Origin of the sequence: Anaerocolumna aminovalerica (assembly GCF_900115365.1) — a bacterium.
Lineage (GTDB): Bacteria > Bacillota > Clostridia > Lachnospirales > Lachnospiraceae > Anaerocolumna > Anaerocolumna aminovalerica.
Genome location: NZ_FOWD01000048.1, coordinates 1 through 14,237 on the forward strand (window position 1 = coordinate 1; position 14,237 = coordinate 14,237).

16 protein-coding genes are annotated in these 14,237 nt (G+C 33.3%); 3 read left to right on the forward strand and 13 right to left on the reverse strand.

Going from position 1 to position 14,237, the window contains the following annotated elements; translation table 11 throughout:
• Positions 1–167 (reverse strand): IS200/IS605 family transposase (gene tnpA, locus BM183_RS18135; RefSeq protein WP_139221555.1); only part of this gene is annotated, 167 nt, incomplete at its 3' end.
• A 209-nt stretch (positions 168–376) separates the two neighbouring features.
• A complete protein-coding gene (locus BM183_RS18140) occupies positions 377–979 on the reverse strand; it encodes an FMN-dependent NADH-azoreductase (RefSeq protein ID WP_091688640.1) in 603 nt (200 codons plus the stop codon).
• A gap of 190 nt (positions 980–1,169) precedes the next feature.
• Here BM183_RS18140 and BM183_RS18145 point away from each other — a divergent pair, with 190 nt between their 5' ends.
• A complete protein-coding gene (locus tag BM183_RS18145) occupies positions 1,170–1,547 on the forward strand; it encodes a winged helix-turn-helix transcriptional regulator (RefSeq protein WP_330392447.1) in 378 nt (125 codons plus the stop codon).
• A 152-nt stretch (positions 1,548–1,699) separates the two neighbouring features.
• Here BM183_RS18145 and BM183_RS18150 read toward each other — a convergent pair whose 3' ends face one another.
• The 4 genes from BM183_RS18150 to BM183_RS18170 all read right to left on the reverse strand — a co-directional run bounded on the left by BM183_RS18150 (position 1,700) and on the right by BM183_RS18170 (position 5,105).
• On the reverse strand, positions 1,700–2,287 hold the full coding sequence (locus BM183_RS18150; RefSeq protein ID WP_091688642.1) for an ATP-dependent Clp protease proteolytic subunit: 588 nt from the start codon (positions 2,285–2,287) through the stop codon (positions 1,700–1,702).
• A 34-nt stretch (positions 2,288–2,321) separates the two neighbouring features.
• Entirely contained in the window at positions 2,322–2,714 is a 393-nt protein-coding gene (locus BM183_RS18155; protein WP_091688644.1) for a helix-turn-helix transcriptional regulator, read from the reverse strand.
• Between the two features lie 191 nt (positions 2,715–2,905).
• Positions 2,906–3,805, reverse strand: coding sequence for a GGDEF domain-containing protein (locus tag BM183_RS18160; RefSeq protein ID WP_091688646.1), 900 nt, complete (start codon positions 3,803–3,805; stop codon positions 2,906–2,908).
• A 682-nt stretch (positions 3,806–4,487) separates the two neighbouring features.
• Entirely contained in the window at positions 4,488–5,105 is a 618-nt protein-coding gene (locus BM183_RS18170) for a GNAT family N-acetyltransferase (protein WP_091688651.1), read from the reverse strand.
• A gap of 110 nt (positions 5,106–5,215) precedes the next feature.
• Between BM183_RS18170 and BM183_RS21145 the strand changes: the two genes are divergently transcribed.
• Positions 5,216–5,518: a MerR family DNA-binding transcriptional regulator gene (locus BM183_RS21145; protein WP_242961045.1), complete on the forward strand. Its 303-nt coding sequence runs from the start codon at positions 5,216–5,218 to the stop codon at positions 5,516–5,518.
• A gap of 16 nt (positions 5,519–5,534) precedes the next feature.
• Positions 5,535–6,044 (forward strand): hypothetical protein, encoded by a 510-nt coding sequence (locus tag BM183_RS21150; RefSeq protein WP_242961046.1) that lies wholly within the window; start codon positions 5,535–5,537, stop codon positions 6,042–6,044.
• 202 nt (positions 6,045–6,246) lie between these two features.
• Here BM183_RS21150 and BM183_RS18180 read toward each other — a convergent pair whose 3' ends face one another.
• The 7 genes from BM183_RS18180 to BM183_RS18210 all read right to left on the reverse strand — a co-directional run bounded on the left by BM183_RS18180 (position 6,247) and on the right by BM183_RS18210 (position 13,986).
• Entirely contained in the window at positions 6,247–9,123 is a 2,877-nt protein-coding gene (locus tag BM183_RS18180; protein ID WP_091688653.1) for a DUF4832 domain-containing protein, read from the reverse strand.
• Between the two features lie 840 nt (positions 9,124–9,963).
• Complete coding sequence (locus tag BM183_RS18185; protein WP_330392448.1) at positions 9,964–10,752, reverse strand: GNAT family N-acetyltransferase; 789 nt, start codon at positions 10,750–10,752, stop codon at positions 9,964–9,966.
• A complete protein-coding gene (locus BM183_RS18190) occupies positions 10,739–11,305 on the reverse strand; it encodes a GNAT family N-acetyltransferase (protein WP_091688655.1) in 567 nt (188 codons plus the stop codon). The genes BM183_RS18185 and BM183_RS18190 overlap by 14 nt, the downstream gene beginning before the upstream one ends.
• 459 nt (positions 11,306–11,764) lie before the next feature.
• Positions 11,765–12,178 carry a FosX/FosE/FosI family fosfomycin resistance hydrolase gene (gene fosX / locus BM183_RS18195; protein WP_091688657.1) on the reverse strand — a complete coding sequence of 138 codons (414 nt, stop codon included), beginning with the start codon at positions 12,176–12,178 and terminating at the stop codon, positions 11,765–11,767.
• Between the two features lie 99 nt (positions 12,179–12,277).
• Positions 12,278–12,748, reverse strand: coding sequence for a GNAT family N-acetyltransferase (locus BM183_RS18200; protein ID WP_091688659.1), 471 nt, complete (start codon positions 12,746–12,748; stop codon positions 12,278–12,280).
• Positions 12,749–12,938: 190 nt separating this feature from the next.
• Positions 12,939–13,343 (reverse strand): cytidine deaminase family protein, encoded by a 405-nt coding sequence (locus tag BM183_RS18205; RefSeq protein ID WP_091688661.1) that lies wholly within the window; start codon positions 13,341–13,343, stop codon positions 12,939–12,941.
• 121 nt (positions 13,344–13,464) lie between these two features.
• Positions 13,465–13,986, reverse strand: a complete 522-nt coding sequence (locus BM183_RS18210; RefSeq protein ID WP_091688700.1) for a dihydrofolate reductase family protein — start codon at positions 13,984–13,986, stop codon at positions 13,465–13,467.
• Between the last annotated feature and the right edge of the window lie 251 nt (positions 13,987–14,237).

A 14,237-nucleotide genomic window follows, 5' to 3' on the forward strand; every position in this document is an offset into this window, starting at 1 on the left:
CACTCTGCTTCAATTATTTCTATCCCTTTCCTTTTACACAACATACTCAATATGTTCGCTACATCTTGTTTTATTTGTCCATATACTATCTGTCTCCTGTATTTTGGCGCAAAAACAAGATGGTATTTACATTCCCACTTCGTGTGTGATAAACTATTCTTATCCATTTTGGATACCTCCTATGCTATTTTTGTGTGGTTGGCGAACCTACACTTAGTATAACATAGGAGGTTTTTAAACTTGAAGCTAAAGCTAATTGGGAACACACCTGCATAGCAGGTGGTTTATTTTTATTGTGACACAATAAAACCATCAAGGCACCCCTTTTAAAGTGTGTTCTTGATGGTTTTATATGTATACTTAGAACGTTGTATAATTAGAATTTTTCTGCTAGTTCCTGTGCTTTTTTAATCGCATTTCCTACAACAGCTTCAACATCCTGCCCTATCACATCCAGATTGTCTGCTGATATAGTAGTAAAATCTGTTACACCTAAAAAACCTAGAATTGTTCTTAGATATTTATCTCCCATTTCCCATGCAGCAAATTTACCTTCTGAATATTCTCCACCTCTAGCAGTAATATTTATTGCTTTTTTTCCTTGACATAGACCAACAGGTCCTTCTGCTGTATATTTAAAAGTTACTGTAGTTACACAAATATAATCAATATAAGCTTTCAATATTGCAGGAATACCCAGATTCCACAGAGGTTCTGCAAATACATACTTGTCAGCCTCAAGGAACTGGTAAGCATATTTGAGAATCGGATGATTTCTCCCTTCTCCAGGTTTAGGCATATGCATCATAATACCTTCTTCTGACAGAAAATTAATACCCTCCTTATATAAATCCAAAGTAATAATTTCATCATCAGGATGATGCTCTTTGTATGTTTCAATAAACTTATCTGCTATTCTAAACGTTCTTGATGTTCCTTCAGGCTTTGCATTTGCTTTTATATATAGAACTGTACTCATTCGTATCAACACCTTTCCTAATTTTTATCTTCTTATATTGAAATTTTTTTAATACATATAAATCCACTAACATTTCCTTGCATTCAATAAGTAACTTATACGATATATGATATTATTAAAATATTTAATTTGCAATAAGGCACTTTTTTGTGCTATAGTATCTAAAAAGATACTGTTATGAGGTGATAATTTGCTAAGTAAGGAAGAAAGACATGAAACATGCTATATGCGTCTAAAGTGTGCCAAATATGACGTTTGTCCAATGGTTCTTGTACAGAATCTACTTTCGGGAAAGCGTAAGATTTTGATTTTATGGTATTTGAGTTATAAGACACTAAGATTTAATGAGATTAAACAAAAGCTGCCTGATGTTACCCAGAAAATGCTTACACAGCAATTGAGAAGTTTGGAGGAGGATAACCTGATATATAGGAATGTATACCCTGTTGTTCCTCCCAAAGTAGAATATGGACTGACTGAATTAGGTAAGAAAATAATCCCAATATTAGAAATGATGCATAGCTTTGGAGCAGAATATTTAGAATCACAAAATGTCAATCAAAATTAGTAGCGATACGAGCTTCTTTCCAAGCCCTTGCTAAAATATCTTTTGCTACTACTTCAAGGCGTGGACAAAGTGCTTACTTTCAAGAATGATTTCTTACGAAGTACATTTTTCTGTAGTCATTTTATTACCTCTAAACAATTTGATTCACTGTTTTACTTTCTTACCATAATATCGTCAATAAGACCATATTCTTTTGCTTCTTCTGCTGTCATATAATAATCTCTTTCCATATCTGCGTCGATTTTCTCCAAGGTTTGCCCTGTTAATTCACTATATATTCTGTTCAATCTTGATTTTGTCCTCTGCATCCAAGCAGCATGGATTTTGATATCTGAAACTTGCCCTTTTATTCCACCTTCTGACCATGGCTGATGAATCAACATTTCACTATTTGGCAATGCGAACCTTTTTCCTTTTGCGCCAGCAACCAACAAAAGTGAAGCAGCGCTTGCTGCCATGCCGATACAAATTGTTGAAACATCCGATCTGATATGCTGCATTGTATCATAGATTGCAAAACCAGAAGTTACAGATCCTCCAGGACTGTTAATGTAAAAATAAATATCTTTAACAGGATCAGAAGCGTCTAGGAAAAGCATCTGAGCAATTATTAAACTAGCTGTTGTATCATTGATAATATCACTCAATACAATAATCCTGTCATTTAATAACCTTGAATAAATATCATAGGAACGCTCTCCTCTATTCGTTTGCTCTATAACTATTGGTATTGAACTCATAACCTATCACTCCTTAAAATGGTATTTAACTAATTTAAGCTACCTTACATAATATAGCACCGTTTAATATTTTCCGGTCAACTTTTACACAGCAGGAAATTTCCCTTTGTGTATTTCTGTAATACCTAGGACTTGCACCATATTTGTTTTTAAAAGCTCGCGAAAATGATTCTTCAGAACTAAATTGGTATTTTAAAGCTATATCTGTGATTTTTTCGTTTGTTTCTATCAGATCGATTGCAGCCTCAGATAATCTTCTTTCTCTAACATAACTCATTACTGATGTCCCCATCGCAGTTTGAAAAAGCCTATTAAAATGAAATTCTGAATAATGGGATTGTTTAGCTATTTCAGCTATTTTAATAACATCACACAAATTCTTTTCAATATAGTCAATCGAATCTTGTATTTTTAACTTATTTTCCATATTCTACCTCCTTTAATACCTTTTCCATTATATTATAAATAATATCATGAAAAATTACCTGACATTTCGTGCTGAAATAAAAACTTTACAACTAAAATAAGAAACAAAAGATATGGCAAACAAAGTGAAAGGACATTTCGGTACCTCCTTAGCACCGCCATGTCCTTAAATGGGTCTTATTGATAGAAAATTTATGTATTTTCCTTCTCAATATTACAATTTTTTCTCTGCTGTTTTTCTTTGTACATTTTTTTATCAGCAAATGATATTAATTCCCCAGCAGTCAAGGTAGAATCTTCCATTGTATATACCCCTAATGATGCTGAGATTTTTACTTTTTCATTTTCCGATATACTTAAATCGGGTATTTTACAACGAATTTCATCGGCAATCTGATAAGCCTCAATCTCTGTAGTATTTGTTAAGCATATTAAAAATTCATCACCGCCATAACGGGCTGCCCAATCAGAATCAGGTCGGATACATTGTGAAATAGAGGTTGCAAACTCTATAAGAGCTTTATCTCCATAAGCATGTCCATAGGTGTCATTTATATCTTTAAAATTATCAATATCAATAAAAATGATAGATAACGGTAACTTTTCAAGAGCTGCCTTGACAATGTCTGCCGGTAAACGCTCTTCCACATACCGTCTGTTATATAGTCCTGACAACTTATCTCTTATAACCATATCTCTTAATTCTGATAAAACACTACTAAGCATACGCCCATCTGAATAATCTCCAGAACCAATCATCATACTATCCGATGCATTTTTAAACAACTCTATAACTGTAGGTTTTTTAGAATTTTCTATCATAATAGCGGTTACCATCATAATTGTATCTGAGGTTTCTTCTAACTTAAAATAGCATTTTTCTTCTAAGTAAGCTCGAACTGATATACAGTTATCACAGATTTTTTTGTCCTTCCAGTAATTATAACAAATCTCATTGATTTCATTTCTTTCTAATCCATGGAATTCGACAACTTTTTTATCAATAGGATCTACAAGTCTAACCATATCATACATTTTATGAAAAACGCCTAGATTACTCTCCAGAACCTCAAGCGTTACTCTATCAGTCATAAGTTCAATTCCTTTCCTGACCATCTTAAATACAATTTGCCAATATTTTGCTTCTAATACTTAAAATATCTATGTCTAATATCGGTTTCTAGATTCATATATATTATATCAAATTACTAGAGAAATTCCATACATATTCATATATCTCCTTACTTTACTTTAGAAGTTATATGTCCAATTTTAATTTTCAAGCCAGCTGCATATGAATTTCACTTGTAAATTCCATGCTTCTAGATATTCACTATTATTTCCTCCCTGCATAAGAGTGTGAAGTCCTATTCCATCAAGGGTCGAAAGAATAAGCATAGAAATAGTATAGAGTTCTCGCTCCGTTAAGGGTTTTCTTGAATATTTTTTAATTTGTTGCATTAAATTATTTTTTGATGTGCATAGATAATCACTCATAATTTTTTTATAAGTCTCATTAAACATACTCTCATGGTAAAAAGAAAAAAAGATTTATAGATTTTCATATATTCAGCTATACATAAGCAATCGATGCTCCTAAATGTTTTAGAAATTCTTCTAAATTTTCAAAGTTCGTATCATCAATTGGTCTAATCAATTCATCAAAAATATAATTTCTATTATTCTCAAAGCTAAATATTATAAAACAATAATCATTTTGTTCTATGAGTTAGACTTTATCACCAACACCATTTACCATAGTTTTATTCTTTGCCTACTCATGATTATAAACCTTTTGCATTATAGTCCATCGAGATTCTCCAATTAAGTATCCCTTTAAGTGACTTTTTGTCTTTTTTATATCTACAAAACCAAATCTGCTATAAAGATGTTTTGCAGGATTCCCGCCAGCAACGGCTAATGTATAGGATGTATACCCTCTATCTAATAATGCCTGTTCTCCGTGCTGAAGAAGTAACATACCAATTCCTTTTCCACGACATGTTCCATTAACCGCTATATGTTCTATATAGCATTCTCCTTCATTTAGTTTGTGATTTTCTAACATTGCCATTTTGGTGTACATCATTATAACATTGTAGATACCATATCGTCTACATAACGATACTATAGGAATGTTTTTATTCGTATTTTCTATTTTGCCGCAACGTATTAGAATTACGCCAACTACCTTTTTATTTTGTTTAGCTACAAAATGAAGATATGCAGTATCATCAGATTTAAGATGCCATGAAGCATATAAAATATTTCCTATATCATTATTACTTAGCTTTTGGTGTCGGCAAAATTTGCTTTTAAAAGATTGTACTAATAAGGCAATTACAGCTTTAAAATCGGTATTTTGATACTTCTCAATATAAATATCGTCCATTAACATTTGGCTCCTTTACAAATCATATTTTTTTAGGTACTATACTTAAAATAAACCCTTGAGTTGCTCAAGAGTCAATGAGAATTGTTAAATTTTTTAAGGAGATTAAAATGAAGGGATTACTACGGATTGGCCAAGTAAGTAAATTGTATGGTATATCACTTGATACTTTACGTCACTATGACAGAAAAGGATTATTAAAACCAATTATTGATTCTCAAAATGATTATCGCTACTATTCTTTAGAACATCTTGATATCTTAGAAATGATTTTAGTTGGAAAATATATAAATATACCCCTAAATCAAATGAAAGAAAGAATAGATTCAGAAAGTATCGATGAGTATTTATCAATGGTAAAAGAACAAAAAGGAACGTATAAACGAAGAAAAAAGATTATTAAATCAACTTGATCAATATGCTGAGGATATGTTAGAGGTACTTACGACTATTTCTAAATTTAAAAATGATTATACTTTTTCTACTGCTTCAACTTATAAAGGTATTGATATTACCATTTATAGTATAGATTTAGGAACATTACTACAAGAAGATACTAACTCACAGCAAAAAGAAGGGATAGAAGCTTTGGAGCAATGGGCTTTCTATCATAGTGAGTCGGATGGAACAATAGTCGAGAATGACGAGGTAGTTGGCTTCTCATTTCCTGACAGTACGATTAATACTATTATACTTCAAAAGCAATTTATATTTGGAGCTGAACATAACATTGTGGCGCAGCATCATATAACAGGTTATTATGCAAATATAATGTTCTGGGGTGTAAAAAAAGATTTAATGGAATATTTATATAAATTATGCTGTCATTTTGGCTTACACTATTCTACTCTAATAGTAAAATACAAGTTTGCACTACTTCATAAAAATATGGATCACGAATATTTTGTAGAAATATACTTTCCCAAAAACCCTGTATAAAAACCAAACCATTTTCTAATAATGAATTAGCTAATTAACATATAATAAAAGTTCCAAAGGCTTTAAAGAAACTGATATCTCTGATTGTCAACCAAATAAAAACTCCCAGTCAAATTTTCTTTTCACTGAGAGTTTTTTTATTTGTTTTTACATCGTTACAGCCGCAATATAGCTCAGCTTGAGGGACTTCATCAATATTATATTATTTGCGATCAACGGTTATATTGTTAAGAGCATATCTTCCATCCAAACGAACTCCTTCTATTCCAAGCTTAATACCCGGCTTTCCAGTTGACGGATCAATAATAGCAACACATAGTGTATACTTTCCTTGCTTCAGGTTCTTGGGAATATTAATGCTCTGGTTTGTTACAGTGACACCTGGAAGCCATTTTGTAATATCTGCTGAAGTTGTAGTTTTGGCAACTATTTTTCCTTTGCTGTCAGCAAGCGAAAGTTCTAAAGGCCACTTATAATAAAAGGGAGCCACACCTTTGTTATTCCATTTCATTTTTATATCCAGATTGTTACCTGCTTTTGCCTTGCCAGTATGTGTAAGAGATTCCAGTACAAAATTATATCCCATTACATTTGTCAGTGCATCAATGTTACGCTGATATGCATATGCATCAGGGTCACTTTTAAGCAAGTCAGCAGGAGAACATGGTCCCATCCAAGATGTATGACTTTCTCTTACTTGGCGAAGTGTATCCATAATGGTTGTATCATCAATATATAGCCTTACGTTTCCATTAGCAAATTCACCACCGGAAAAGTTACTTTTCCAGAAATCTGGCATTGCAGAAGCCTTCCTGGCCTCCTCAGGTGAGGAATAACCTGAAGCTTTATCTACATATTCCCCAATTTCGTTCCAGCCATTCACGGTCCAATCCAGGAACTGGGCAGTAGAGTCGGCCATACCGAATACATCATTAAACAAACCTAAGTTATTTTTCTTTGCAATAGGATAAGGCTTTCTCATACCTATCTTAATGTTCTTAAAACTATCCAAATAGTGCTGAACATACTTGTCAGATGTGCTAATGCTTGGGAATTTCCCCGAAATATCCTCGGGCCAATTATGAAATTCTCCCCAATGGCCAAGACTACCTATCTGAATAAAGGATATGATTGCAGGATCATCGTAACTTTTTGCTAATTCCTTAATCACTTTCTTATGAGCTGCCAACAATATAGGGCTATTGTAATCAGGAGCAAAACCGGCACCTATTGCTGGGCTGTCATACCATTTACCGCCATTTCCCCCATTATAGTTTTCTTCGACCAGCTTATCATACAACCACTTTGGTATATCCATATGGTTTGGATCGTCAGAAGGATCATCCATAACAAATCTCAGATTTAACTTGATACCTTTTTTGCGCCAATATTCAAAATTATATTTTTTCTCAACTGCAGCAAAATCATATTTCCCTTCAATGGGTTCAAATTCGCTCCACTTGATGTCAAAGTATGCCATTTTCACTTCTTGCGCAAGAGGTTCTTTCACACTGTCATGACTTGCCCATGGAAGCCAGCCTTTATAAGGATTCCCATTAGGCGTATAATCCTCCATAGGGTAAAAGGTATTTTTTTCACTAGTTGTCTTCCACTTGCTGGTAACCTTCAGTTTTCCACCGTCTTCTGGGAGTTTGAGAATGTTTTTGCCCATGTAGGCAATATGTATTCTGCCAACAGCAGGATTTTTAATCTGTGAAAGCTTAAGCTGCATTTCTACAGCATCATCCTGATAGTTCATATATACTGCTGATCTTTTACTATTATCAAGGAGGTTATCTCCCTTTAATGGATAAACATATCCGTCTTTTACTACATAGTCAACCCCTGAATAAACTCCATATTTGAAGCCACCGCTTTTCACGTCAAGAACGTATTCATTTTGGGTATTCATTGAACTCCCCTTTACCATGGTATACAACTTTCGCCTATCTTGTGCTGCTAAAAGTTCAAGAGTTGTATTATCAGCGGCAACTTTCGTGTCTACCCCTGCCCAGTCATTGGTCTTTCCATCTATCTTAATAGCATAACTGTTCAGATCTATGACCTTAGCATAAGGAATATCGGCCCAAATTGCCGGGGCGAATCCGGTATCATTGTTGAGTCCCATGGAAATATACATGTTCTTTTTTGGTGACTGGATAGCATTTATACCCATTGAGAGTTCAAGACATTGCTGTCCATCCTTACCTTTTACTACAGCTTCTATTAAAGAATTTACCTCTGTCCAGTTCCAGTCAGGTCCAATATATTTGTACAGCTTCCATGATCCAGTTTCATCCGATTCCAGCAGATAGTCAGCACCTGCTCCATTCTCTCCATATTGTCCCCAGTTTTTATAGCCAGTAGAAGTATTGTTGTCAGTATTTAAATAGATATTGTTATTTGCTCCGTCTAAAGATTCCCCCAAGACCATTATGTATAATTTTTGTGTATCTTTATATGCATACAGTTCCTTAATCTTATCCTGTCCATCTGCAATTTTAAGATTGTTCCATTCTTGTGAAGAATATTCTCCATCAATCTTAATGTTTGGTTCAGAGATGGCAGGAGCTGCCTTGTCAACAACCATCATTTCCTTTCCTGCACTGGGAATGAGACCATTTTTTTCATCATAGAAACCTATTTTAATTCCTTGGCTCTCAGTTAAACCCAATAGCTTAATATCCAATCTTACTTCTATAGTAGTATCATTTTTGACCAGTTCAAAGCCATTTTGAATATTAACCGGTTCCCACTTCCCATTATTGAATTTATAAAGTTTGTCATCAGTAATTTTAAAATCACCTGTAGCCTTAGCCCACCATTCTATAACTTTACCCATCTTTTCATTATGCTCTTTTTCTATATAGAATGTATAGGTATTATTGATTTTTTTTCCTGTTACACAAATAAAAAGCTCCTTATTCTCCTGAACTGCCATAAGAGAAGCCAATGAATTACTGCTGCTGGATGTACTGTATTTCTGTACTATGGGGGCTGAATTTGCGGAAGCAGCACTGACCTGCATAGACGAAATTAATAAACATAAAACCAGAATAGAACATATCACCCGTTTCATAAATCTACCTCCTTTAATAACCTTTTAAATACTCTTTTTCTCTTAGTGAATCCAATAATTTAAATCAACATCAAAATTCTATATAAGACACTCCCTTCTGTTAAATTTTTTTAAAACCTGAAAGGTTGCTTTTAAAGACTTTCAGATTTCATTTAGAAAATCACCTACTTTTTTGCCGGAAAACCTTGTTAAAACCCCAAATATGCAGCAAAGCCGTAGTCGAATTCTTCCTTCAATATTGTTCTGCTTTTCCATCAAATTGTTTCGTATTTTGTTACGTTTGTTTACTTAACATTGTAATTGATTATAACACTGGGACAACAATATGTAAATACCATTCAAATCTATTTCTGGAATATATATGAATTACAATATTCCGCAATTTTATGTCATCCATTAGATAAATCCCTTAACCCTACTGTTTTTTTCAATATAAGTGTCATTTCTCTTTTTTTATTTTTTTACTTAACAACTAAAATTAATTATTAAAAATAGAGTTACATTTTATTTGTATATCCCATGGATATTTTTCGTAAACAAACTAAACATTCTCTTAGAGAACCCTGGTAAATAGTGCAACCGTTAGTACACAAGCTAAATATTATTAGTGAGACATTAAAAGAATAAGTAATTAACATGGAAAACATTTAAGAACTACTATGATTTTTTTTAACTTTTTAAAAGAAGAAGGCCGTCACAATCATATGACGGCCTAAATGAAATAATACTTATTTTAAACTGTTCTCGATCACTCAACGGTAATTTTCCGTTTTAGTTTACACCTGTAATAAAATCATATTTCCAAAAGCATTTCATACTGCCCAACTGAATTCACAAACCCTAGTTCCAGTAGGAAATTTTTTGTAGATTCGGATTCATTATCAACATTAAGAATGCTGATTCTGTATTTTTAATCATCTCTGTCATGATACTTCTTGCAATTCCTCTACCTCTATAATGCCTATTTACTGCTATTTGAGGAATATCTCCTGTTCTTTTATCAATAATACCATATCCAACAATGGTATTATCCAAACGAACAATAGAATATAGGAACTCCTCTGGTACAGCATTGATCGAATCAATAGAATTTTGCCATGAGGGTTTAAAATCCCAAAAATCGGTTAACTGTCCTAAATCTATTCTGTTAACACGCTCAACTTTACAGGTTGTTATTGGGTTATATTTCCTTTTATCTAATTGAAAGCATGAAAATTCTCTTTGAATCTCAAACCCTTGTTTTTTGTATAAGGAAACTGCAGATGTATTAGATTCAATTACTTCAAGTAAATATTGCTCTACTTGTTTTTGTTTAAGTAATTCTTTAATATTTAAAAGCATATTGCTTGTGATACCTTGTCTTCTATATTCAACTATAACACCTGTCCCAAGGTCATATACAGTTGGTTTCCCATTCCAACTTCGAAATCCATTTAAGATGAATCCAACTAATATCTCATTTTCAAATGCTCCAATGGATAGTTGGGAGACATAACCTCTTCTTTGAAGCATTTGTTCAAACTTCCAAAGGGGCAGGGCTATGTTAACTTGATAATCGGAAAACGCATCTAAAAAAGTCTTATGAAGAGTTTCAATACTTATTTTGTCTAATGCTCTATAGCAAAACATTTGTTATGGCCTCCTTATTATCAAAATTTAGACCGTATACAGTTTCAAAAATTATTTTCTTACAATAATCAAAAAATTCTTCTTCTAAAGGATTGGGATAGGTCATGTTTTTCAGCAGCAGAGGTTTTTGCCCCTCTTGCAACGACGGCTGAAGGTAATCAAATTTGTTTAGATGAAATCCTATCCGTTCGTAAAACTTAATCCTTCTACGGGCAATCTCTGTTGAGGGAGGCTCTACCTCCAAAAAGACAGGATTTACAGCATGAGAAAGATACTCTTTCAGCATATTTTCACCCTGGCCGCTGCCACGGGATGCAGTTTCTACTGCAAAATGCTCAATAAAGTTAATTTCATCAAATTCCCACACTGCCAGAAAAGCAATGATTCTCTCCTGATGCTTATGTAGAAACAGTTTATAATTATTATGATTCAACAGTTCACGCTGTCCCTCGTAGCTGCGCCTTTCATTAAGTGGGAATGCAGCGTGCATAATTTCATAAATCTTTGGAAAATCTGATTTTTTAGCCAAAATCAAGTTGCATTGTGTACTCATAGGCTTCCTCCAAAACGAATTCTCTTATCCCTGGTTTACTATACATATTTCAAAATTCAACGAACTATCATTGAGTTTAACTAACTTTTTACTTGAATTACCTAACTCTGAATTAAAAATAATTTTATTTTTAGTGATTCCTTCCTTATCATTATATGATCTAACGCAAACATTTTGTCCTCCTTAAATATCAATCTCCAGTAGAGACAATTTTACTTTATAACAGACCAAATTCAAGATCATAATTAATAGGGATCTCTATATTCTTCAAGATTATTGTATGTTATCATAATACCTCCCTCTACTTATAAACTATCTATTATCTTCCATTTTTCTTCATAATTTAATTCTAAAATAAAAAGTAACTTTTAGAATAATGTAGAAAGTATATTTTAAGGAAGTCATTTGACTTCCTTATGTTTTGCTTATTTAGAAATTCTAAATTAAGATTAATACGATTTATTTAGTATCTATCTCTGCATATGAAGATAATCTTTTTTCTAATGTTTCCGTATGAAGTTCAAATAAATTATTATCATAGTCATAAAAGTATATAGAATATCCTTCTCCTGGTACTCTTTCTCTGGGAGGTTGTAATTCTAAATTTAAATTTTCAATTTTACTTAAATAACTATCTATATCAGAATCTGATATTTTAAATGCCACATGATGATAGGTTCTGTTAACTATATTAGTATCTTCCATAATAGCTATCCATTGATTGCCGATAATAAAAAAACGCTCCTTAAATAAAGAATGTTTTTTCTCACCACTATAATAAACTTCTTTTGCATTAAATAGTTCTTTAAATAATTGAGTAGTTTTATCTAAATTTTTAACAATAAAAGTAATGTGACTTACACCTTCAATCATAAATATGCAGCCTCCTTTCCATTCCTTCAGGATATTTTATCTGCAATACTTTTTGACGGAGCTTCTTTATGTAATTTTTTGTATTTTTTAATTAACTTCTTATCTTTCATAATCCTTTTTCTGCTGCATGGAATGTACGGTCACTTCAAAAGATTCATTACCAGGCATTACACCTGAACATATTTCAGTGGTTTCAAAGCCCATTGCTTCATATAAGTGCAGTGCAGGATTGTTTCCAACTAAAACCTCCAACTCAAGGGGCCTGGTAGTATTTTCAATCACATGCATAATCAAACTTTTTCCGACTCCCTGACGCATAGAATCAGGGTCCACATAAAGCCATGCAATTTCATCATCTGAATATGCCACGAATCCTACTACATTGTCATTTATAAGTGCAACACATATTGTATAATCAAATAATCCTTCATTAACGGCCGCCTGTGCAAGGGGTACAAATGCATCGTCTAGTCCTGCAAGGTGCAGTTCTATTTTTCTGGCACTATCGTGGATTTCTTCAATGCGCGCCCAGTCCTGCTGCTTGTAATCCCTTATTATAATATTTGTCATGTTAAATTTCCTCCAATTGCTTCAAGATAACCTTTAAAGGTTTCATTTATATCTTTTTAAATCTTCTTTTGATGGGAACCTCGTTATATATCTTAGCTCCATAAACTGCCTCCTATTATATAAACCTTACCTTCAAATTCCTGTTTTTCACCAGCTTATTGCTCAACATACTGAAATTTATTACCAATGTTTATAAAATAAATCTGTCATATCCCCACCAATCTGGTATCAGTTCTTTTAATTTAACCGTTTTTTTAGTTTCAAGATCAAGTAAGATTTCAATCTCCCCACTTTCACGGTCTAGCTGCATCATATATTCCCTGCAAGCACCACAGGGGGAACCAACTTTACCATCGGGCATGACCGCAACAACTTTATCTATTTGACTTTCTCCATTTGTAATCATGTTAGCAATGGCATTCCTCTCCGCACACATTCCGAGAGTACTTGCGGTGTCAATACAAACACCAACATAGATATTACCTTTTTTAGTTAAAATTGCAGCAGCAACGCCACCGGCATCTATAAATGGAGAAATCTCTCTTCCATTCTGAACCGTTCTGGCTTTCTTATACATTTCTTCCCAAATACCCATAATTCTATCACTCCTTTAAGTATATTTATCGATTGTTTAACAAGGGAGGGTTTACAAAATTAAGGTTAACTTCCCATTAAATAGTGTTCAAATAGCCCAATTCTTAATGAAAATTGCTATTTTATCGTTTTGAGTAATGAAACACAACGATTCCATCATTAATGGTGTATTTATCTAAATGAAGCTGTATAGTCGGATTGTTTCCTAAAAACAACGGACGGCCTTTTCCAAGTATCGTTGGAATGATTCCCACAATATATTCATCAATAGCATTGGCCTTTATAAAGTGATCTACCAGACATCCGCCACCAAACAGAAATATATTTTTACCACTGTCCTTTTCTTTTTCAAAAATGCTGACAATATCCCCACGGATAAAACGGATATTGCCCTCATCTTCTTTCTCTTCACTTGTAGCTACATAAACCGTTTTTGTTGGATACTCATTAGCAAATCCCTGATCATAGCAGTTCTTTCCCATAACAACAATATCAATATCTGCAATAAACTCTTCAAACTCATTTCTTTCGGCTGTATCAACAGAGGTATCCCCTTGTCCCACAATCCAGTCAAATCCGCCATTTTCATCAGCAATATATCCATCAATACTGATGGCTAAGTTCATAATAATTTTTCCACTCATTATATCTTCTCCTTTATAAATTATTTTCAGGGTAATCATTCTACCTACAGCTCCCAACCACGTTCCACTTTGATCTCAATATAATCCGTAAGGATTATTCCTCATCTCCGTTTATATAGTCTACCATAAAATTTAGAATTTCCGTGAAAACAGCCTATTTATCCTCGGAAAATGCCTTTTCCATTGCATCCAATACAGAGTCAGTTTTTGTACTTTGGCTGCTCTGCTTTACCTTATCGGATAAAGAGACG

Excerpts from the sequence above, each read along its gene's own strand:
- BM183_RS18140 (WP_091688640.1), bottom strand. The coding sequence starts at position 979 with ATGAGTACAGTTCTATATATAAAAGCAAATGCAAAGCCTGAAGGAACA.
- BM183_RS18150 (WP_091688642.1), bottom strand. The coding sequence starts at position 2,287 with ATGAGTTCAATACCAATAGTTATAGAGCAAACGAATAGAGGAGAGCGT.
- BM183_RS18155 (WP_091688644.1), bottom strand. The coding sequence starts at position 2,714 with ATGGAAAATAAGTTAAAAATACAAGATTCGATTGACTATATTGAAAAG.
- BM183_RS18160 (WP_091688646.1), bottom strand. The coding sequence starts at position 3,805 with ATGACTGATAGAGTAACGCTTGAGGTTCTGGAGAGTAATCTAGGCGTT.
- BM183_RS18170 (WP_091688651.1), bottom strand. The coding sequence starts at position 5,105 with ATGGACGATATTTATATTGAGAAGTATCAAAATACCGATTTTAAAGCT.
- BM183_RS21145 (WP_242961045.1), top strand. The coding sequence starts at position 5,216 with ATGAAGGGATTACTACGGATTGGCCAAGTAAGTAAATTGTATGGTATA.
- BM183_RS21150 (WP_242961046.1), top strand. The coding sequence starts at position 5,535 with ATGTTAGAGGTACTTACGACTATTTCTAAATTTAAAAATGATTATACT.
- BM183_RS18180 (WP_091688653.1), bottom strand. The coding sequence starts at position 9,123 with ATGAAACGGGTGATATGTTCTATTCTGGTTTTATGTTTATTAATTTCG.
- BM183_RS18185 (WP_330392448.1), bottom strand. The coding sequence starts at position 10,752 with ATGTTTTGCTATAGAGCATTAGACAAAATAAGTATTGAAACTCTTCAT.
- BM183_RS18190 (WP_091688655.1), bottom strand. The coding sequence starts at position 11,305 with ATGAGTACACAATGCAACTTGATTTTGGCTAAAAAATCAGATTTTCCA.
- fosX (WP_091688657.1), bottom strand. The coding sequence starts at position 12,178 with ATGATTGAAGGTGTAAGTCACATTACTTTTATTGTTAAAAATTTAGAT.
- BM183_RS18200 (WP_091688659.1), bottom strand. The coding sequence starts at position 12,748 with ATGACAAATATTATAATAAGGGATTACAAGCAGCAGGACTGGGCGCGC.
- BM183_RS18205 (WP_091688661.1), bottom strand. The coding sequence starts at position 13,343 with ATGGGTATTTGGGAAGAAATGTATAAGAAAGCCAGAACGGTTCAGAAT.
- BM183_RS18210 (WP_091688700.1), bottom strand. The coding sequence starts at position 13,986 with ATGAGTGGAAAAATTATTATGAACTTAGCCATCAGTATTGATGGATAT.